The sequence below is a fragment of the Paracidovorax sp. MALMAid1276 genome (assembly GCF_049198005.1).
Lineage (GTDB): Bacteria > Pseudomonadota > Gammaproteobacteria > Burkholderiales > Burkholderiaceae_C > Acidovorax.
This window is the reverse complement of the sequence record NZ_JBMIRS010000265.1, coordinates 18,944-37,041: the sequence shown is the minus strand read 5'-3', so window position 1 is coordinate 37,041 and position 18,098 is coordinate 18,944. Positions and strand designations below refer to the sequence as shown.

The window sequence follows — 18,098 nt, the reverse complement described above, 5'->3', positions numbered from 1 at the left end:
CCCACCTCCTGCAGGCGCCGACCGAGCGCCGCCGCGGCCTGCGCGCTGCGCACTTTGGCGGTGGCACCCACGGGCAGGTCGATCAGCACATGGGTCGAGCCCGCGGCGGCCTTCTTGGACAGGACCGAGGCGACGAGCTGGCCCTCGCTGTCCAGGTCCAGCGGCCGCTCGACGCGGATGAGGATGTCGTCGGCGGGGCTGAGCCGTACCGAGCCGCCCCAGACGATGCAGCCGCCCGTGCGTTCGACCACGCGCCGCATGCTCGGCACATCCAGGTTCACCGGCGCCAGCACCTCCATCGTGTCGGCCGTCCCGGCCGGCGAGGTGATGGCGCGCGAGGAGGTCTTGGGCATCGTGAGGCCGCAGGCGGCCACGATGGGCACCACGAGCAGGGTCGTGCGGTTGCCGGGCAGGCCGCCGACGCAATGCTTGTCCACCACCAGCGGGCGCCCCCAATCGATGCGGTCACCGACGCCAATCATGGCGTTCGTGAGCGAGACGGTCTCCGCGAGGTCCAGGCGATCGCCGGCGCAGGCGGTGATGAAGGTGGCCAGATGCAGGTCCGAGTAATGGCCCGCCGCGACGTCGGAGATGATGGCGCTGAACTCGGCATCGCCCAGGGCATTGCCGTAGACCTTGGCCCGGACATGGCTGAGCGAATCCAGCGGCGGTGCATGGGTCACCGTGACCAGCTGGCCCGGCTGCGCCCCCAGCGACGCCCATGCCGATTCGGACAGGCCAGCGACGTTCTCGGCCAGCCAATCCCCATCGACGACGCTGAGCGTCGCCACGATGCTGCGGCGGCCGGCCGTCAGCTGCACGCGCGCCTGGGTCGTGAAACCCTCCGACCGGCAGACAGGGCAGTCGCGCCGCATGTAGACCACCGGCTCCTGATGGGTGTCGATGCCGGTGCGCCACGCCTGCAGCGTGTTCACGCCATCCTCTCCGGTGCCGGTGCCGGTGCCGGTCTCGTGCAGGTGCGCCGTCATACCAGATCCACCGTCTGCAGGTACTCGGGCACGGCAACCGACCAGCCCAGTTCATGGTCGATCCGCGCGCGCAGCGCATCGGCCGCCTCCGGCTCGCCGTGGGTCACGAAGGTTCGGCGCGGTGTTTGCGTGAAGCCGCGCATCCACGCGAGGATCTCGTCGGCATCGGCGTGGGCGGAAAGGTTGTCGAGCGAGGCCACCTCGGCGCCGATCGGCACGTCCTGGCCATGGATGCGGACGGTGGACGCGCCGTGCACGATCGCGGCGCCACGGGTGCCGCCCGCCTGGTAGCCGGCGAACAGGATGGTGTTGCGATGGTCGGGCGCGAATGACTTGAGGTGGTGCACCACGCGGCCTCCCGTGGCCATGCCACTGGCGGAGATGATGACCATCGGTCCACGACCGGCGCTGAGCGCCTTGGACTCCTCGACCTTGTTGACGATCTTCGCGGCATGGCACATGCCCTCGCATTCCTCGGGCGAGAGCCGGTGCTCGTCGCGATGGGCGTGGTACAGCCGTGTGGCATCGATGGCCATCGGGCTGTCCAGGTACACGGGCAGGTGCTGGTGGATGCGCCCTTGCTTCTTGAGTTGGTAGATGCCGTACATCAGGCTCTGCGCTCGGCCGACAGCGAACGCTGGGATCACCACGACCCCTCCACGGGCGGCCGTCTTGTTGATGACAGTCTCCAGCTGCGCCAGTGCGTCGGACGCTTCATGCTTGCGGTTGCCGTAGGTGGATTCCACCAGCAGGTAGTCGGCGCCGGGGACCTGCACCGGCGGGCGCAGCACCGGGTCGTTAGGCCGGCCGATGTCGCCGGAGAAGAGCACGGATCGCCGGCCATCGTTGAGGTGCACGAAGGCCGAGCCGAGCATGTGCCCGGAAGGCGTCAACCGCGCGGTGAGTCCGGGCAGCGCCTCGAAGTCCTGAGAGAACGGACGTGGCGCGAACAGCTTCAGGCAGCGCTCGGCGTCCTCACGGGTGTACAGCGGCAGCGCGGGCTGGTGTTTGGAGAAACCGTGCCGGTTGGCGAACTTCGCCTCTTCCTCCTGCAGATGGCCGCTGTCGGTGAGCAGGATCTTGCACAGCTCGTGCGTCGCGGACGTGCAGTAAACCCGGCCGCGAAAGCCTTGTCGCGCCAGCAGTGGCAGGTAGCCGCTATGGTCGATGTGGGCGTGGGTGAGCACGACCGCGTCGACGGTCTTGGGCGCGACCGGCAGCGGCTCCCAGTTGCGCAGGCGCAGCTGCTTGAATCCCTGGAACAGGCCGCAGTCCACCAGAATGGTCGCGTCGCCATGGCGCAGCAGGTATTTGGAACCGGTCACGGTGCCGGTGGCACCCAGAAATTGAAGTTGCATGGTAGGTCTCCAAGGATGTTGTCGTTCAAAGAAGGACCGGCCGATCCGGCAACTCGTTGCCGTGGTCCGCGCCCCGCGGAAAGTGCTGCACCAGCAGGTGGCTGACGGCCACGATGCCTTCCAGGGCTCCGGCCTCGAAGCGTCCCTGCGCAAACTGGGCTTCCATGCGCTGGCACACAGCCGACCACCTTTCGGCACCGCAACAGGCATGGATGCCGCGATCGGCCACGATCTCCACGGCCCGGTCGGCCAGCAGCACGTAGATCAGGACGCCGCTGTTGTGCGCCGTATCCCACACACCCAGGCGTGCGAACAGGTCCAGCGCCCGCTCACCCGGCGATTGATTGCGCCACAGTGGCGATCCGTCCAGCGCACCCTCGACCACGAAGCGCAGCTGGCCCCCATGCTGGAACTCTCCCGTGCGGATGGCCTGCTCGATCGCATCTAGCGCGCGCGGGGGGAAGGCGCGGCGGACTGCGCGATCCGTGGTCGCAAGGTGGCGAAGAAGTCGTTGCATGTTCATCTCACCACCGTCCTGACGCGCCGCCGCCACCGAAGCCGCCGCCGCCGCCGCGGAATCCACCGCCACCACCGCCCAATCCTCCGCCCGGCCAGCCGCCTCCCCGGTGGCGCCCGTGCATGCCGCCGTGGCCACCCATGCCGATGCCCAGCAGCGTGACGAGGAATCCCGCCAGTCCAGCCACCGCGGCCACCGCGAGGGTGCCCACCAACAGCCACGCAGCGGCACCCAGCACGCCAGCCGTGACCAGGGAGCCTGGAAGGCGGCCGAGGGCGTTGCGCAGCACTCCGCCCAGCATCAGGGCCGCGACGAACAGGAAGGGCCAGGCCCGCCCGATGTCGTTGGTCTGCCCCCGCCGCCGTGGGTCCGCCGCAGGCAGGGCCTCGCCATCGACCACCCGCATGATCTGTTCGGCGCCTGCGGCGATGCCGCCGTCGAAATCGCCCTGGCGAAAGCGCGGCGTGATCACCTCGTCGATGATGCGCCGCGACACCACGTCGCTCAGCCCACCCTCGATGCCGTATCCGACTTCGATGCGCACGGTGCGGTCGTCCTTGGCCACCAGGAGCAACGCGCCGTCGTCCACCTTGCGACGGCCGAGCTTCCATTGCTCTACCACCCGCAGGGCGTACTGCTCGACGGGTTCGGGCCGCGTCGAGCGGACCATCAGCACGGCGATCTGCACGCCCTTGCGTTGCTCGAAGGCCCGAAGCTGCGCATCCAGCGCGGCGACACGATCGGCGGCGAGCGTTCCCGTGAGATCGGTGACGCGCGCCTGCAGCGGGGGAACGGCGACCAACTCCTGCGCGGACGCGACCGAAAGGAACAGGCTCAGCAGCAGCCAGGCCAGAGCGTGGGCCAGCCGAAGAGGGGCCGCCGGAGAGAGCACCGCTGTTCTGGGCGTTCTCATGTCAGGGGCGCGCCGCCGGCGCCGAGGCGCCGAAATCGACCTGTGGCGGCGCCGCCATGGCCTTCTCGTCGGCGACCGAGAAATTGGGCTTGACGTCGTAGCTGAACAGCTTGGCCGTGATGTTGGTCGGGAAGCTGCGCGTGAGCACGTTGTAATCCTGCACCGCCTTCACGTAGCGCCCACGCGCCACGGTGATGCGGTTCTCCGTGCCCTCAAGTTGGGCACGCAGGTCTTGAAAAGCCTGGTTTGCCTTGAGTTGCGGGTAGTTCTCGCCCACCACCAGCAGCCGGCTCAGCGCGCCGGACAGTTCGCCCTGTGCCGCCTGGAACTTCTGGAAGGCCTCGGGGTTGTTGACGAGTTCCGGCGTGGCCTGGATCGAGGTCGCCTTCGCGCGGGCCTCGACCACCCGGGTCAGCGTCTCCTGCTCGAAGTTGGTCTCGCCCTTGACGGTCGCGACGATGTTCGGGATCAGGTCGGCGCGCCGCTGGTACTGGTTCAGCACCTCGGACCAGGCGGACTTGGTCTGCTCGTCCAGCCGCTGGAAGTCGTTGTAGCCGCATCCGCTCAGCGACAGGGCAAGCGCTGCGAGCAGGGACATCAGGATCAGTCTCATGGTTCGGTTTCCGTGGAAGTGAGAAAAGTGCGGGACGGTGAAGCGCTCACCAGGACGGGGTTGGCTGGCCACCAATGCCGCGGAATGAGCAGCAGCGCGAGTGTGGCGGCCAGTGGAATCGACAGCCACGCAAAGGTGCTCTGCATCACAGCGCCGAATAGCCATCCGGTGGCGGCCGATCCCAGTGTTTGTCCGAGGCCGGCTGCCGCGGCGAGCCCTCCCATCGCGATACCGAGCCGCCGCGCCGAGGTGCCGGCAGCGAGGTAGGCCAGGGTGGGGAGCACAAGACCCGTGCCCGCAGCCATGAAACTCACGCCGACGTACAGCCACATCTCGCTGCCATGGCGGGCCAGCATCAGGAGCCCGGCGATGCCCAGGACCATGCCGCAGGCCAGTACGCGGCGTGGGTCGGCGCGCTCCAGCAGGCCGGTGAAGAACAGCACCGCGTTGACGCCCAGCATCACCAGACTGCACTCGGCGAACATCAACGACACCTCTCGGGAGGAGAGATCGGGGTGGCGCTGGCCCTGCAGCACGATGCCGAGTTCAAAGCCGGCAAGCACGAACATGACCACACCGTTGAGAATCCAGAGCGCCAGGGAGCGGCTCCGGGGTGCTCCGTCGTGATCGGCTGCGTCCGCCTCTCCAAGGGAGGAAGGTGCGGGAAGCGTTGCGGCCAGGCCCAGCATCATCAGCGCGCCGAGCGCGGCCGAGAGTGCGATCACGAGCGTGGTCGATGAGCCCTGTACCAGCACGCTCAAGAAGCCCAGGCCGACAAGCCGTTCTGCAGCGGCGTTCAGGCCGGGGCCGAACAGGAACCCGAGCAGCGACATCGCACCCAGCCATGCAAAGCGCCTGGCGCGAATCGATTCTGGGGTGTACTGCGCGACGAGCGCCGGCACCACCGGCACGACCGCGGCCACAAAAAAGCCCGTCGCGCCGCGCAGCGCATAGATGCCGACCACGCCCAGGGACTCGGGGCGCAGCAGCGGGAGCAGGCTGGCCACGTAGCCGATCAGGCCCACCAGCAACACGCGGGCACGCCCCAGCCTGTCCGCCAGCATGCCCCACAGGGGCGCACCCAGCAGGATGCCCGCCGTGTAGATGCCGCTGAGGTAGCCGACATGGCGCGCAAGCGCCGCAGGATCCGCGTCGCCCATCAAGGGCCGCAGCCAGTCGGGGATCAAGGGCATCAGTGCCCCATATCCGGCCGAGACGACGAATACGGCCGCAGCGAGCCAACCCAGCTGCGCGACGCCGAGGTCTTGCTGGCGGGTGGGCCCGGATTCGCGCGGTGATCGCATGGCGCGGCTCTCTACCATGGTGGCCCGCCGCTCAGGCTGACGCGGCCGCTGGGACACTGGCACGCGACGTCACGCGCTTGATCCCCGGCAGGCGCGTGCGCTTGAGCATCAGCGCATTGATCGCGACGATCGCGGAACTGCCCGACATGGACAATGCGGCGACCTCGGGCGACAAGGTGAACGGATACAGCACCCCGGCCGCCAGCGGGAAGGCGATCACGTTGTAGGCCACGGCCCACCAGAGGTTCTGGTGCATCTTGCGCAGCGTCGCCCGGGACAGTTCGATGGCCCCGACCACGTCGTAGGGGTCACTCTTCATCAACACCACCTGGGCGCTTTCCATCGCAACGTCCGTCCCCGCGCCAATCGCAAAGCCCACGTCGGCCTGCGTCAGCGCCGGAGCGTCGTTGATGCCGTCGCCGACCATGCCGACCTTGTGACCCTGCTGCTGCAGTTCCTTGATCTTGGAGGCCTTCTGCCCGGGCAACACATCCGCAAGCACGATGTCGATACCCAGTTCCTTGCCGATGCGCTCGGCGGTCGCCTGGTTGTCCCCGGTCAGCATCGCGACCTTCACGCCGCGTGCCTGCAGCTTGGCGATCGTCTCGCGCGAGGTCGGCCGCACGGCATCGGCGATCGCGATGAGGCCGATCAGCCGGCCACCGCGCGCGACGTGGACCACAGTGCGCCCCCCGCCTTGCAGCCGCGCCGCCTCGCTGGCAAGGGGGGCCAGATCCACCTGTTCCGACTGCATCAGCAGCCGGTTGCCCAGGAGCACCGTCTCGCCCCCGATAGTGGCCCGTGCGCCTTGCCCATCGATGTTGGTGAAGTTCTCGGTGACCTCCGTCGGCATGTCTCCCGCACGCTTGAGCACTGCGAGCGCGAGGGGGTGCTCGGAGAACTTCTCCACCGCGGCGGCCGTCGCCAGAAGCCGCGTCTCCTCGACACCGGGCGCGGCCACCATCTCGACGACATCGGGCTGCCCCAGTGTCAAGGTGCCGGTCTTGTCGAACACCACGACCGTCAACTTGGTGGCGTTCTCCAATGCGGCCGCATTCTTGAAGAGAATGCCGTTCATTGCGCCCAGCCCGGTCCCGACCATGATGGCCATCGGGGTGGCCAGCCCCAGCGCGTCAGGGCAGGCGATCACGAACACGGTGATGGTCAAGGTGAGTGCGAACAGCAATGTCTGTCCCATCACCCAGTACCAGACGCTGAAGGTCAGCAGGCCAATTACGATCGCCGCCAGCACCAGCCACTGGGATGCCTGGTCGGCCAGCAGCTGGCCGGGGGCCTTCGAGTTCTGGGCCTCCTGGACCAGCTTGACGATCTGCGCCAAGGCCGTGTCCGCGCCGACCTTCGTGGCCTTGTAGCGAAAGCTTCCGCTCTTGTTGATGCTGGCGCCTACGACGGTGCTGCCCACGCCCTTCTTGACCGGCATGGACTCGCCCGTCAGCATCGACTCGTCCACTTGCGACGCGCCCTCGACGATCTCGCCGTCCACCGGGATCTTGTCGCCGGGCTTGATCACGACCAGTTCGCCGGCTGCAACCTCGGCGGTCGGTACCTTGGTCTCCACCCCGTTGCGCACGACCGTGGCCATGGGCGGGGCGAGATCCATCAACGCGCGAATCGCGTCGGATGCGCCCGCGCGGGCGCGCATCTCCAGCCAGTGCCCCAGCAGGATGAAGACCAGCAGCACCGATGCCGCTTCATAGAACACCTCACCCTCGTAGAAGAAGGTCGCGCCGATGCTGAACAGGTAGCCGGTGCCCACCGACAGCACGACCAACGTGGCCATGTTGGCGACGCCGTTGCGTAGCGCGCGCCACGCCGCCACGTAGAAAGGCCAACCTGGATAGATGATCGCGGCACTTGCGAGGAAGAAAAGAAAGAGCTTGTCGTCCAGCCCGAACGGCGTCTGGAAGTCGCCGAACATCTTCCCCATCGGGGAATAGAAGAACACGGGAATGGCGAAGACCAGGGCCACGAAGAAGCGATTGCGCATGTCCCGGGCCATGTCCTGCATCGAGCCTGACCCGTGGCCCATGTCGTGCATCATGTCGGCCATCGCAGGGTCGCCTGCGTGGGCCTGGTGCGCAGCATGGGCGGCGGGCGTCGTGGCCGCAGCCTTCGCGCGTGCGGCCGTGGCGGGGGCATGCGCGTGGTGCCCCTCATGCCCCATCTCTTGCGCCTGACGTGCGGGTGCGCCGTGATGGCCGTGCACCGCATGGCTGGGGTCGGCAGAGACGCCAGCGGCGGGCGCGCACACGTGCTTGGGCGTCTGCTCGCCACGGCAGTGATAGCCGCATTCGGCGATGCGCTGGCGCAGATCCTCGACACTGAGTTGTCCCTCATCGAGATGGACCGTTGCGCTTCCCGCAACATAGTTGACATCTGCATGATGGACGCCGGGAAGCTGCAGCAGCTTGCGGCGTACTCCCTCCGCGCTCAGGCTCGATACGAGCCCTCCGACTTCAACGTTGATCGACTTCATGGATGTTCTTCCTGTTCGCTGTGTACGTGGTCTTAACGAGCGAGTCGGCCCGAGTCCAGGCAGTCCTGCGAAAACTCGAAGACGATCTCCCGGTCGGGAGCGATGACCTTGTGCTTCTTGCCGGCGTAGTGCAGCCGGGAGAGGATGTCTCTGATCAGGTTGAGCCTCGCCAACCGTTTGTTGTCGCCGTGCACGACAGACCAGGGCGCTGCGGCCGTATGGGTGCGCATGAACATCTCGTCGCGCGCCCGTGTATAGCCGTCCCAGTGCTTCAGCGCGACGGCATCCACCGGGCTCGACTTCCACTGTTTGAGGGGATCACGGCGGCGTTCCCCGAGCCGGCGGCTCTGCTCCTTCTTGCCGATGTCGAGGTAATACTTCAGCAGCTTGATGCCGGAGTTGACCAACATCTCCTCGAACTTGGGCACTGAGTTCATGAATTCCTCGTGCTCCTCGGCGGTACAGAAGCCCATCACCGGTTCCACGCCCGCACGGTTGTACCAACTGCGGTTGAACACCACGAGCTCTTCGCCAACCGGCAGGTGCGGGACGTAGCGCTGGAAGTACCAGCCCGTGCGATCCCGGTCGGAGGGCTTTCCTAGCGCGACGACCCGTGTTTCCCGAGGACTCAGGTGTTCGACCAGCCGCTTGATGCTGCCGTCCTTGCCTGCGCCGTCCCTTCCCTCCAAGAGGATCAGGATACGGTCGTTGCATTTGATGAAATGCCGCTGCAGTTTCACCAGTTCGATCTGCAGCATGTGCAACTGTGCTTCGTAGTCCTCGCGGCCGATCGAGCGTGTCGCTGTCTCGTCGCGCGCTGAGCCGTGGGCAGTGCCGGTGCCGTCCACATCGGCCTTGTGCTTGGCGCCTTTGGCACCCTTCTTGTTCTTTGCCATGGGTTCTCCGTTAGGTCTGGTCGCAGGCGATCAGCATTGCGTGTGTCGACGCCCGGCGGGGCGCGGCGCTCATGTCCGCATCCGAGCGGGAGCCGCAGCCATCGCCTTGTCCGTAGGCTGCAGCCAGGTACGGTCGATTGATGCGCTGACGCCAGCGGGTCTTCTTCATGTCAGCGTCGCTGGCGCGTGTCCGAAAGGGAGGGAAGGAAGCGCGGCGTGCGCGCGGCATAGGCGTCGAACTCGGCGCCGAACTGCTTGCGCATGTCCTTCTCCTCGTTGACTGCCAGCCTCGAATACATCACGACGAGGAAGGGGAACATCAGCAGCGTCAACAGCGTCGGCCACTGCAGCAGAAAGCCGAAAAGGATCGCCACGAAGGCCACATACTGCGGGTGCCGAATCCTGGCGTATGGGCCGCTCACGGCAAGTTGGGCGTGCCGTTGCGCGTGGTAGAGCACCGTCCAGGCGCTCGACAGAAGCCAGAAGCCGCCCCCGATGAAGATGTAGCTTGCGATATGAAGCGGGCTGAAGTGAGGGTCGCCGCTCTCGCCCAGCAGGGTCGACCAGAGATGGCCGCTGTTGTGCGACAGCAAGTCCAGACTGGGATACTTGGTCTGAAGCCAGCCGGACAGCACGTACAGCGTCAGCGGAAAGCCGTACATCTCGACGAACAAGGCAACAATGAACGCTGCGAATGTCCCGAAGGTTCTCCAGTCGCGCGAGGTCTGCGGTTTGAAGAAGCTGAAGGCGAACATGATGAAGACCGCCGAGTTCACGAGGACGAGCAGCCAAAGCCCATAAGCGGGCGCATCGTGGTTCATTTGCGCTCTCCCGGGTACGGTGGATTCGCCTTGCTACCGTCGCCTGGTACGGCATGGCGATGCATCAGCACATGAGCGATGACGCAAGTCGCCAGGAGGACCAGTGGCAGCGCGGCCAAGTAGTGCCCGCGGTGTTCCGTCAGCAGCATGTAGATGCTCACGGCCAGGAAGACCAGAAAGCCCAGGAACCATCGCGAGCGCGAAAACCTTGGACCGGTGCGGTGAGAAGTTGTCATGGTCGTCCTCCTCACTTCGCCGGCTCAGGCATCCGGTCCATCATCATCTGCATCATGGATTGGCACATGTCCATGCGCATTTCGAGCATTTGCTGCCGCTCAGCCGTCGGCGCCGACTCGGCTCCATCCTTCATTGCGCCCATCATCGCCATGCCAGCCCGCATGGCCTGCATGTGTTCGGCCATGAGCGCCTTGCGCTGCGCAGGCGTCTTCGCAGCCACCATCCGTTCGTGCATGGCCTGCATCGACTTCAGTTGCGCATCCATGCCCTCGGTGGTCGGCGCCCTTGGCGTCTCGGCCGCGGTCGGACTCGCACCTGCGGGGTGATGGGCCAGATGGTTGTCCTGCGCGAACGCAGACAAGGTGACCAGTGCGGCGCCAACGATGGCCGCGATCGAATGCGTGAATTTCATTTCTCTCTCCTTTAGCCGCGGGTGCCTGCCATTGGGGCGAAACCGATGTCGCCGCAAGCGGACAAAGCCCTATGAAAACTCCGTAGTCGGGTACAGAGTCAAGGCTTATGAGTTGTGCGCCGGGTGTGACCGACACGGCAACTCAAAGGAGGCGCTACAGCGCGAGACGCTCGAACAGCAGCCACGACGGCCGCTTGGGAGGTGGTCGCTGGTGACCCCTCGATGGGATGGCTCGCAGAGCCAACGTCGGAGCCAGCAGCTGGTCTCCATAGGCGGGAGGCGCCAAACCGACGAGGTCGAACGCGAAGGTTGGTGCTTTCTGAATGGCGGACTGGTTGACGTCGCCGCAGAGCTTCAGGCACGGGGCCTTCGACGGGTCGTGGGAACCTTCTTCGTGCTCACCATGGAGGCCTTCATGATTTCCATGCCCGGACGATGGGACATGCTCATACCCGACAGCATGCCGATGTTGCTGCGGAGACTCCAGAAGGCAGGCATTGGCCACCCCGGCCCCGAGCGCAAACAGCCATACCCCGAGCACCATCCACGCGATGGCGCGAATCCTGCGGTGGTTGAGAAGTGTGCGCATGTGCGGCCTATTGACCCATTGACACCTGTGATCCTATTCCCAACTGAGCTGCGGGAAATTGATTTGGATCAAATGGAGGCAAGGGTCAACTACGCGGTACTGCGTTATTCTGTGTTGCTCGTGAATAGACAGTGGATCGCTCGATGAACGAAGGTATGGGTGATTGGATGACGGTTGGCAGGCTGGCGAAGGTCGCTGGCGTCGGCGTGGAGACAATCCGCTACTACCAGGGACGCGGCCTGTTGCCGATCCCGAAGAACGCCGGCAGCTTCCGGCGCTACCCCGCTTCGATGATCCAGCGGATCGGCTTCATCAAGCGCGCTCAGAGCCTTGGGTTCTCGCTGGACGAGGTGAAGTCGCTCTTGGATCTGGAGGATGGGCGGAATCGCCGGGCTATTCAGACGGTGACACGGCGGCGCCTTGACCAGATCGATGAGAAGGTTGGCGACCTTCAGCGCATGCGAGGCGCTCTGAGAGACATGCTGGAGAGGTGCGAAGACACGGGAGAGGCGCTTCCTTGCCCTATCATTGCTGCGCTCATGGGGCCTTTGAATACGTCCGAATGATTGCGCGCTGTGAGGAACAGACGAGACCCAAGGAAAGCGAACGAGGCCTGTCGCACTTCGTTGGTAATGGTCGTGCGGACTGTTCGCTGCACAAAAATGCCGAATGAATTTTCAGCAATCTCACGGCCGACTTAGGGCAATGCTGAACAAGTAACGTCATATCCATCGCACAGCCATTTGAATGCCAAATGGCCCGCAAAGATACTGTGCTTTGCCCCACAGGGCCTGTTTCGGGAGCCTTTGAGCCCCCTTCGGCCCCTTACGGGCGCACCTGTCCCTGCAGGCGCCCTCGGGCAAGGTAGATGTTGGCCAGCGCCAAGGCCGTGAACGCACGCGTGGCGTTCTTTTGCAGCCCGCGATAGCGCACCTTGGTGAATCCCCACAGGCGCTTTACCACCGCAAAGACATGCTCGACCCGAGCGCGCACCCGTGACTTGTTGCGGTTCTTGGCCCGCTGAACTTCGTCCACCTCGCCCGCACGGCGGATGCGCTGGTTGGTGAAGTCCTTGGCCCTGGGGGCTTTGCTCGCTATCAGTGTTTTCTGGCTGGCATAGGCCGAGTCGCCGTACACGCGTCGCTCATTGCCATGCAGCAGATCGGGCAGTGGGTGTTTGTCGTGCACGTTGGCCGCCGTCACCACGGCGCTGTGCGCCAGCCCGCTTTGGCTGTCCACCCCAATGTGCAGCTTCATGCCGAAATACCATTGCTGGCCTTTGCGAGTCTGATGCAAGTCGGGGTCACGCGCCTTGTCGGCGTTCTTGGTAGAACTGGGCGCTGCGATGATGGTGGCATCCACGATGGTGCCGGTATTGACCTTGAAGCCGCGCTCCTGCAATTGCTGGCCTACCTTGGCAAACAGGGCTTCGCCCAGTTTGTGCTCATGGAGCAGATTGCGAAACTTCAGCAGCGTGGTGGCATCGGGCACCCGTTCACGACCCAGGTCAATGCCCGCAAAGCGGCGCAGACTGGCACTGTCATACAGAGCCTCCTCGCACGCCAGATCGGCCAGGTTGAACCAGTGTTGCAGGAAATGGATGCGCAGCATCCGCTCCAGGCCAATGGGCGGGCGGCCATTGCCTGCCTTGGGGTAGTGCGGCTCTATCACCTGACACAGAGCGGCCCATGGCACTATTGTCTGCATGGTCCGCAAGAAATCTTCGCGTCGGGTGGGTTTGCGCGAATGCTCGAATCCGTTGTCTTGATCTGCGGCCATTGCCAGGGTCTGCTGCTTCATCTGCGGATAACGTTTGACCCCCATCAACGGTGGACCTTAATCAGCGTTGCCTTAACCTTTGGTGTCTGGTGATCGCAGCAGGCCGCAGGCGCGCAAGGAGACAAGCGCGGCGTCGCGTGCTCGCACGGTGCGAGTGCCTCGACTCATTGCTTCTGCTCCTTGGAGGCTGCGGCACCTTCCTTACCCTGACGCGCGGCATGATCGTGTCCGCCGTGGCCGTGACCACGGTGCATGAACAGGTGCATCAGCGGACAAGCCGCCAGCAGCAGGAAGGGGAGATAGCCGGCAACATGTGCCGTATGCTCCTTGAGCAGGAAATACGCGGCGACAGCGGCGATGATGAGGAACGCCACGCCGTAGCGCGATCGCCAGAACCGGGGGCGATCGCTGGGGGTCTGTGTGTGCTGATGCTGCATGGCATATCTCCACGGAGAAGGGTTGATGGATGGTCAGCGATGCGACTGATAGACCGTGCTGCTACCGTTTTTCCCAATCAGCAGCACGTCGTAGGCGTCCTTGCGTCCACCATAGGCCGGACCATCCATGCCGGGCGAACCGACCGGCATGCCGGGCGCCGCGAGGCCGATGGCCTGCGGGGCTTCGCGCAGCAAGCGTTGAATGTCCGAGGCAGGCACATGACCCTCGATGGCATAGCCGCCGATCTGCGCCGTGTGGCAAGAACCGTACTTCTGCGGGATGCCCAGCCGCGTGCGCGCTGCGGTGTTCCCGGTGTCGAGAACCTGCACATCGAAGCCTGCGCCTTGCAGGTGTGAGACCCAGTCCTTGCAGCATCCGCAGCTCGGGTCCTTCCAGACCTTGGCAATCGGTCGGCTCTGCGCCAGGCTCGGTCCTGCGAGTGCCATCACCAACAAGCCAGCGATCAATGCCTGGCGTCTCGGCACTTTGCCCTGGCTTCTGTCGTAGTGCATGTTCATGGATCGCCTCTCATCAGATGATCAAACCCGCTAGGTTCTAGAACCAGAATCGCACGCCAGCCACCCAGCGCGTCTGCTGCGCACGGCCGCCTTCGGCACGCACATAGTCCGCGGTGCGTCCGAAGCTGCCCGCCCGTTCCACGCCGATATAGGGGGCGAACTGGCGACTGAATTCATAGCGCAGGCGCAAGCCAGCAGACGCTTCGGCCAGGCCCTTGCCGATACCGCGTTCCGGGTCGTCCTTGCCATAAAACTGCAACTCGGCGCGAGGCTCCAGAATCAGTCGCTGGGTCAGCAGCAGCTCGTAGCTGCCTTCGACACGCAGCGCCGTACGTCCACCACTTCCCACGTAGCCCGTCGCCTCCAGCTCGAACCAGTAGGGGGCGAGGCCCTGGATGCCGAAAGCCAACCATTGACGGCTCGGGCCTTCCCCGTTATCCACCCGAACGCCGAGCTGGGTGTCCCAGTACGGTGCGACGGCGTGCCCCCAGAGAAGCTCGGTACGCGATTCTTCGAGCTTTCCTTTGGCGATATCGCCTTCGGCCTTCACGACGGCCTTGTTGTAGGTCGTCCCATACCACGCCTGGAGGTCGTAGGCCGTGGAGTCGTCTCCTTTGCGCGTGAAGCGGCGTTCCAGAGTTTCGCCGCGCAACGAAAAGAACCTGTGTTCGTCGGCCAGCATCAGCCGCGGCACACCGGGTACGGCGTAGTCGCCCGATCCCAATGTCAGGCCATTGGAGTAGCCATGCGGATCGCGGGCGTCAGGAGGCGCCGACCCGCCCTGCATCTGCATGTTGCCGTGATCCATGGCCGGGGCCGCGGTCGAGCCGCTCGCCGACGTCGCGTGACCCGCGTGCGGGTCGGCGGCAGGAGCCACGGTCTGAGTAGATGGCGCGGCCGTTTGAGCGTCGGCCTGGCCGTGCGCTGCATGGTCGTTCTGTGCTTGTGCATGGGCGGCGACGCTTACCAGGGCCGCAAGCGTCGTGGCCAGTGCGCGAGTGGGGAGTGCTTTGGACATTCTTGGTCTTCCTTGTGCGCTGGGTTCAAGACACCACGACTTCGCGGAACATGCCGGCATCCATGTGGAACATCAGGTGGCAGTGCCACGCCCAGCGGCCGAGCGCGTCGGCTGTCACCAGGAAGCTGATGCGTTGTGCCGGCTGCACCGGCAGGGTGTGGCGGCGCGCAAGGAAGCGACCGTCGGGGCTTTCCAGTTCGCTCCACATGCCGTGCAGGTGCATGGGATGGGTCATCATGGTGTCGTTGTGCAGAATGACCCGCAGCCGCTCGCCGTGTTTGAAGTGCACCGGCGTGGACTTTCCGAACTCCAGCCCGTCCAGGGACCATGCGTAGCGTTCCATGTTGCCCGTGAGGTGCAGTTCGACCTCCCGGCCGGGGCCTCTCTTGTCCAGCGGCCCCGACGGGGTATGCAGATCCGCGAGGGTCAACACGCGCCGACCGTTGTTGCGCAGTCCGATGCCGGGGTCATCGAGGTTGGTGCGCGCCATGTCAACGCGCATGTCCGTGCTGGCACCATACTCGGTGCGAGCGTGGCGAGCAGTAGTGCTGGGCACGGCCAGTCCCCCCGCCGCCGCGGCGTGTTGGCTGTGATCCATCGCCATGCCACCGTGGTTCATGGCGCCGTGATTCATGCCTGCCATCGCCCCATGATCCATCCCGGACATCGAACCCGAGCCCATCCCGGTCATCCCGGTCATCTCCATGGCCTGGCCGGACCCGCCATGGTCCATGCCCCCCATCATGCCGCCCATCATGTCGTTCATGGTCAGCCATTCGACCGGATCGAGGGCAGGCACGGGAGCTTGAAGACCTTCACGCACGGCCAGCGTGGCACGCGCGTAGCCTGTCCGGTCCATCGCCTGGGCGAAGATCGTGTAAGCGTCATCCCGTGGCTGGACGATCACGTCGACGGTTTCGCCAGGACCGAATCGGAACTCATCGACGGTCACCGGCTCCACGTCAACACCATCGACGTGCACCACCGTGAGTTTCAGTCCTGGAATGCGTACGTCGTAGAAGGTGTTGCCCGCACCGTTGACCATGCGCAGCCGCACGCGCTCACCCGGTCGGAACAGCGCCGTCCAATTGCCGGCGGGGGTGACGCCGTTGGCCAGATAGGTCAGCGTGGCGGCAGACAGATCTGCGAGATCCGTCGGATTCATCCGCATCTCGTTCCACATCTTGCGCTTGTCGATCGCAGCGGCCGTGCCTTCGCGCGAGGCGTCCCGGAAGAAGTCGAAGACGGTAGGTTGGTTGTAGTTGTAATAGTCGCTTTGGGACTTGAGCTTGGTGAACACCCGCATCGGGTCTTCGTCGGTCCAATCCGAGAACAGCAGCACGTGGTCACGGTCGGCGTGGATGGTCTCGGCGCCAGCGGGGTCGATGATGATCGCCCCGTACATGCCCGTGAGTTCCTGGAAGCCGGAGTGCGAGTGGTACCAGTAGGAGCCGCTCTGCTGAACCTTGAAGCGGTACGTGAAGGTCTCGCCGGGAGCGATGCCATTGAAGCTGATGCCCGGCACGCCATCCATCTGATACGGCAGGATGATCCCGTGCCAGTGAATGGATGTGGCTTCACGCAGCTTGTTGGTTACACGGATTGTGACGGTGTCACCCTCGCGCCAACGCAATGTCGGTGCCGGCAGCGAGCCGTTGATGGTCGTAGCCACGCCTGGCTTGCCCGTGAAGTTCACGGGCGATTCGGCGATCACCAAGTCGAACTCGGTGCCCTTCAGCACAGGGGCGGCACCGCGCGTCGCGGAGCCTTGCTGGGCAAATGCCTTGAACGCCGGCGTGGACAGCCCAGCGAGAACGCCGCCGGCGGCTAACCCTTGGACGAAACGCCGACGAGAAAGGCCCTGTGTGGGCACGATAAAAAAGGGTGAACGAGGCGGCATGGCCTGAAATCCTCCATAGATGACTCGGAAGTCGTTCTAAACGCCACCCCATCCTGAGCGGCACAGTTCGACGCAATGCAGGTCATGCTATGGGTTGGGCACTTTCCATCGAATGACCCCTGAATTACATTCATGTAATGTTCGTGTCATGTTCGTGGAAGCTGGCAACCAGTAAATTGCTGATTGAAAGTGGAGGCGGTCTGAAATCTGAAGTGCAACACCGCTGGTTGATATTCAATGAATGGTAGCGGAGCTTTTCTCGGCGATAGCCGCCATGAACCGCTGAAAAGCCTGGTAGGGAGAATCCCAGCCGAGAGTCTGACGAGGACGGTTGTTCATCAGATCGGCCATGGAGTCCAGCGCATCCTGGTCATGCATGCTCAGGTCTGTGCCCTTGGGCATGAACTGGCGCAGCAGCCCATTCGTGTTCTCACAACTGCCTTTTTGCCAAGGGCTGTGCGGATCACAAAAGTACACCCGCATGCCAAGGGCTTGGGCGAGTTCCTTGTGCCGGGCCATCTCCTTGCCCTGGTCGTAGGTGAGCGTCTGGCGCATCGGCTGTGCGATCTGGCGCAGCTTGTTGGTGAACGCGGCCAGCGCACTGTCTGCGGATGCGTCAGGCATCTTGCACAGCAGCACCAAGCGCGTTGAGCGCTCTACCAGCACACCCACCGCCGATTGGTTGCCAGCACCCTTGATCAGATCCCCCTCCCAATGCCCCGGGATCACGCGATCATTGACCTCGGGTGGGCGAACATGGATAGAGACCATGTCTGGAATCTGACCACGCCGATCAGAGCCTGCTGAACGCGGGCGGCGTGTACTCTTGCCTTGGCGCAGCAGTGCGATGAGCTGGCGGCGCAACTCACCGCGTGGGTATGCATAGATGGCGGTGTAGATGCTCTCGTGCGAGGCATGCATGGTTGGGTCCTGGGGATACATGCGCTGGAGTGTGCGTGCAATCTGCTGGGGCGACCACAGCCAGCACAGCATGGTGGTCACAAGAGTCCACAACGCCCCGCAGCTGTGCAGCTTGGGGCATGGCTTGGCCTGAATGCGCCGCAGCTGGCACAGACGCTGCGCAGGCGCGCTGGCGTAACCGCCGTGGCAGGCGTTGCGCCGCAACTCACGGCTGATGGTGCTGGGGCTGCGGCCTTGAAGGCGGGCTATGGCCCTGATGCTCCAGCCCTGCTGGCGCAGCGATGCCAGCGTCACTCTGTCTTCTGGCTGCAAGTGCTCGTATCTCGTTCCCATTTGCGTACATTACCCTTGGTGAGGGTATTGCACTTCAGATTTGAG

The 18,098-nt window shown here is 64.6% G+C and carries 20 protein-coding genes; 2 read left to right on the top strand and 18 right to left on the bottom strand.

The window, feature by feature from the left end:
* The 12 genes from ACOQFS_RS23440 to ACOQFS_RS23385 all read right to left on the bottom strand — a co-directional run.
* Nucleotides 1–989, bottom strand: a 989-nt coding sequence (locus tag ACOQFS_RS23440) for a thymidine phosphorylase (protein WP_421565168.1), incomplete at its 3' end; no start/stop codon positions are given.
* Complete coding sequence (locus tag ACOQFS_RS23435; RefSeq protein ID WP_023087275.1) at nt 986–2,347, bottom strand: MBL fold metallo-hydrolase; 1,362 nt, start codon at nt 2,345–2,347, stop codon at nt 986–988. The genes ACOQFS_RS23435 and ACOQFS_RS23440, both read right to left, overlap by 4 nt.
* 25 nt (nt 2,348–2,372) lie before the next feature.
* On the bottom strand, nt 2,373–2,870 hold the full coding sequence (locus ACOQFS_RS23430) for a TPM domain-containing protein (protein WP_003121538.1): 498 nt from the start codon (nt 2,868–2,870) through the stop codon (nt 2,373–2,375).
* Nucleotide 2,871: 1 nt separating this feature from the next.
* Nucleotides 2,872–3,777 (bottom strand): TPM domain-containing protein, encoded by a 906-nt coding sequence (locus ACOQFS_RS23425; protein ID WP_421565167.1) that lies wholly within the window; start codon nt 3,775–3,777, stop codon nt 2,872–2,874.
* 1 nt (nt 3,778) lies between these two features.
* Nucleotides 3,779–4,390 carry a LemA family protein gene (locus tag ACOQFS_RS23420; protein ID WP_421565166.1) on the bottom strand — a complete coding sequence of 204 codons (612 nt, stop codon included), beginning with the start codon at nt 4,388–4,390 and terminating at the stop codon, nt 3,779–3,781.
* Nucleotides 4,387–5,694: an MFS transporter gene (locus ACOQFS_RS23415; RefSeq protein ID WP_213155054.1), complete on the bottom strand. Its 1,308-nt coding sequence runs from the start codon at nt 5,692–5,694 to the stop codon at nt 4,387–4,389. The genes ACOQFS_RS23420 and ACOQFS_RS23415 overlap by 4 nt, the downstream gene beginning before the upstream one ends.
* Before the next feature lie 31 nt (nt 5,695–5,725).
* The gene (locus ACOQFS_RS23410; protein ID WP_023087279.1) at nt 5,726–8,191 is read right to left on the bottom strand and encodes a heavy metal translocating P-type ATPase; all 2,466 of its coding nucleotides are present in this window, start codon (nt 8,189–8,191) and stop codon (nt 5,726–5,728) included.
* A 32-nt stretch (nt 8,192–8,223) separates the two neighbouring features.
* Nucleotides 8,224–9,087, bottom strand: a complete 864-nt coding sequence (gene ppk2 / locus ACOQFS_RS23405) for a polyphosphate kinase 2 (protein ID WP_023087280.1) — start codon at nt 9,085–9,087, stop codon at nt 8,224–8,226.
* Nucleotides 9,088–9,097: 10 nt separating this feature from the next.
* Nucleotides 9,098–9,256: a hypothetical protein gene (locus ACOQFS_RS23400; protein WP_010791738.1), complete on the bottom strand. Its 159-nt coding sequence runs from the start codon at nt 9,254–9,256 to the stop codon at nt 9,098–9,100.
* Between the two features lies 1 nt (nt 9,257).
* Entirely contained in the window at nt 9,258–9,908 is a 651-nt protein-coding gene (locus ACOQFS_RS23395; protein WP_421565165.1) for a methyltransferase family protein, read from the bottom strand.
* Nucleotides 9,905–10,144 carry a DUF2933 domain-containing protein gene (locus ACOQFS_RS23390; RefSeq protein WP_003090237.1) on the bottom strand — a complete coding sequence of 80 codons (240 nt, stop codon included), beginning with the start codon at nt 10,142–10,144 and terminating at the stop codon, nt 9,905–9,907. The genes ACOQFS_RS23395 and ACOQFS_RS23390 overlap by 4 nt, the downstream gene beginning before the upstream one ends.
* An 11-nt stretch (nt 10,145–10,155) precedes the next feature.
* Complete coding sequence (locus ACOQFS_RS23385) at nt 10,156–10,557, bottom strand: hypothetical protein (protein WP_023093282.1); 402 nt, start codon at nt 10,555–10,557, stop codon at nt 10,156–10,158.
* A gap of 403 nt (nt 10,558–10,960) precedes the next feature.
* Between ACOQFS_RS23385 and ACOQFS_RS23380 the strand changes: the two genes are divergently transcribed.
* Nucleotides 10,961–11,293 carry a hypothetical protein gene (locus ACOQFS_RS23380; RefSeq protein ID WP_296337398.1) on the top strand — a complete coding sequence of 111 codons (333 nt, stop codon included), beginning with the start codon at nt 10,961–10,963 and terminating at the stop codon, nt 11,291–11,293.
* Nucleotides 11,290–11,712, top strand: a complete 423-nt coding sequence (locus tag ACOQFS_RS23375; protein ID WP_207375363.1) for a MerR family transcriptional regulator — start codon at nt 11,290–11,292, stop codon at nt 11,710–11,712. The genes ACOQFS_RS23380 and ACOQFS_RS23375 overlap by 4 nt, the downstream gene beginning before the upstream one ends.
* A gap of 259 nt (nt 11,713–11,971) precedes the next feature.
* On the opposite strand, the gene ACOQFS_RS23370 is transcribed toward ACOQFS_RS23375, so the two are convergent.
* The 6 genes from ACOQFS_RS23370 to ACOQFS_RS23345 all read right to left on the bottom strand — a co-directional run bounded on the left by ACOQFS_RS23370 (nt 11,972) and on the right by ACOQFS_RS23345 (nt 18,053).
* The gene (locus ACOQFS_RS23370) at nt 11,972–12,946 is read right to left on the bottom strand and encodes an IS5 family transposase (RefSeq protein ID WP_421565164.1); all 975 of its coding nucleotides are present in this window, start codon (nt 12,944–12,946) and stop codon (nt 11,972–11,974) included.
* A 143-nt stretch (nt 12,947–13,089) separates the two neighbouring features.
* Nucleotides 13,090–13,362 (bottom strand): DUF2933 domain-containing protein, encoded by a 273-nt coding sequence (locus tag ACOQFS_RS23365; protein WP_003097518.1) that lies wholly within the window; start codon nt 13,360–13,362, stop codon nt 13,090–13,092.
* A 33-nt stretch (nt 13,363–13,395) separates the two neighbouring features.
* Nucleotides 13,396–13,881: a DUF411 domain-containing protein gene (locus ACOQFS_RS23360; protein WP_003090303.1), complete on the bottom strand. Its 486-nt coding sequence runs from the start codon at nt 13,879–13,881 to the stop codon at nt 13,396–13,398.
* Between the two features lie 37 nt (nt 13,882–13,918).
* Nucleotides 13,919–14,899: a copper resistance protein B gene (locus ACOQFS_RS23355; protein WP_421565163.1), complete on the bottom strand. Its 981-nt coding sequence runs from the start codon at nt 14,897–14,899 to the stop codon at nt 13,919–13,921.
* Nucleotides 14,900–14,924: 25 nt separating this feature from the next.
* Nucleotides 14,925–16,799 (bottom strand): copper resistance system multicopper oxidase, encoded by a 1,875-nt coding sequence (locus tag ACOQFS_RS23350; RefSeq protein WP_421565162.1) that lies wholly within the window; start codon nt 16,797–16,799, stop codon nt 14,925–14,927.
* Nucleotides 16,800–17,033: 234 nt separating this feature from the next.
* Nucleotides 17,034–18,053: an IS30 family transposase gene (locus ACOQFS_RS23345; RefSeq protein ID WP_421565161.1), complete on the bottom strand. Its 1,020-nt coding sequence runs from the start codon at nt 18,051–18,053 to the stop codon at nt 17,034–17,036.
* Nucleotides 18,054–18,098 lie beyond the last annotated feature (45 nt).

Bases quoted from the DNA above. Each gene is read 5' to 3' on its own strand.
- ACOQFS_RS23365 (WP_003097518.1), bottom strand. From the start codon at position 13,362: ATGCAGCATCAGCACACACAGACCCCCAGCGATCGCCCCCGGTTCTGG.
- ACOQFS_RS23375 (WP_207375363.1), top strand. From the start codon at position 11,290: ATGAACGAAGGTATGGGTGATTGGATGACGGTTGGCAGGCTGGCGAAG.
- ACOQFS_RS23355 (WP_421565163.1), bottom strand. From the start codon at position 14,899: ATGTCCAAAGCACTCCCCACTCGCGCACTGGCCACGACGCTTGCGGCC.
- ACOQFS_RS23400 (WP_010791738.1), bottom strand. From the start codon at position 9,256: ATGAAGAAGACCCGCTGGCGTCAGCGCATCAATCGACCGTACCTGGCT.
- ppk2 (WP_023087280.1), bottom strand. From the start codon at position 9,087: ATGGCAAAGAACAAGAAGGGTGCCAAAGGCGCCAAGCACAAGGCCGAT.
- ACOQFS_RS23430 (WP_003121538.1), bottom strand. From the start codon at position 2,870: ATGAACATGCAACGACTTCTTCGCCACCTTGCGACCACGGATCGCGCA.
- ACOQFS_RS23425 (WP_421565167.1), bottom strand. From the start codon at position 3,777: ATGAGAACGCCCAGAACAGCGGTGCTCTCTCCGGCGGCCCCTCTTCGG.
- ACOQFS_RS23415 (WP_213155054.1), bottom strand. From the start codon at position 5,694: ATGCGATCACCGCGCGAATCCGGGCCCACCCGCCAGCAAGACCTCGGC.
- ACOQFS_RS23435 (WP_023087275.1), bottom strand. From the start codon at position 2,347: ATGCAACTTCAATTTCTGGGTGCCACCGGCACCGTGACCGGTTCCAAA.
- ACOQFS_RS23420 (WP_421565166.1), bottom strand. From the start codon at position 4,390: ATGAGACTGATCCTGATGTCCCTGCTCGCAGCGCTTGCCCTGTCGCTG.
- ACOQFS_RS23410 (WP_023087279.1), bottom strand. From the start codon at position 8,191: ATGAAGTCGATCAACGTTGAAGTCGGAGGGCTCGTATCGAGCCTGAGC.
- ACOQFS_RS23360 (WP_003090303.1), bottom strand. From the start codon at position 13,881: ATGAACATGCACTACGACAGAAGCCAGGGCAAAGTGCCGAGACGCCAG.
- ACOQFS_RS23370 (WP_421565164.1), bottom strand. From the start codon at position 12,946: ATGAAGCAGCAGACCCTGGCAATGGCCGCAGATCAAGACAACGGATTC.
- ACOQFS_RS23385 (WP_023093282.1), bottom strand. From the start codon at position 10,557: ATGAAATTCACGCATTCGATCGCGGCCATCGTTGGCGCCGCACTGGTC.
- ACOQFS_RS23380 (WP_296337398.1), top strand. From the start codon at position 10,961: ATGGAGGCCTTCATGATTTCCATGCCCGGACGATGGGACATGCTCATA.
- ACOQFS_RS23350 (WP_421565162.1), bottom strand. From the start codon at position 16,799: ATGCCGCCTCGTTCACCCTTTTTTATCGTGCCCACACAGGGCCTTTCT.
- ACOQFS_RS23345 (WP_421565161.1), bottom strand. From the start codon at position 18,053: ATGGGAACGAGATACGAGCACTTGCAGCCAGAAGACAGAGTGACGCTG.
- ACOQFS_RS23390 (WP_003090237.1), bottom strand. From the start codon at position 10,144: ATGACAACTTCTCACCGCACCGGTCCAAGGTTTTCGCGCTCGCGATGG.
- ACOQFS_RS23395 (WP_421565165.1), bottom strand. From the start codon at position 9,908: ATGAACCACGATGCGCCCGCTTATGGGCTTTGGCTGCTCGTCCTCGTG.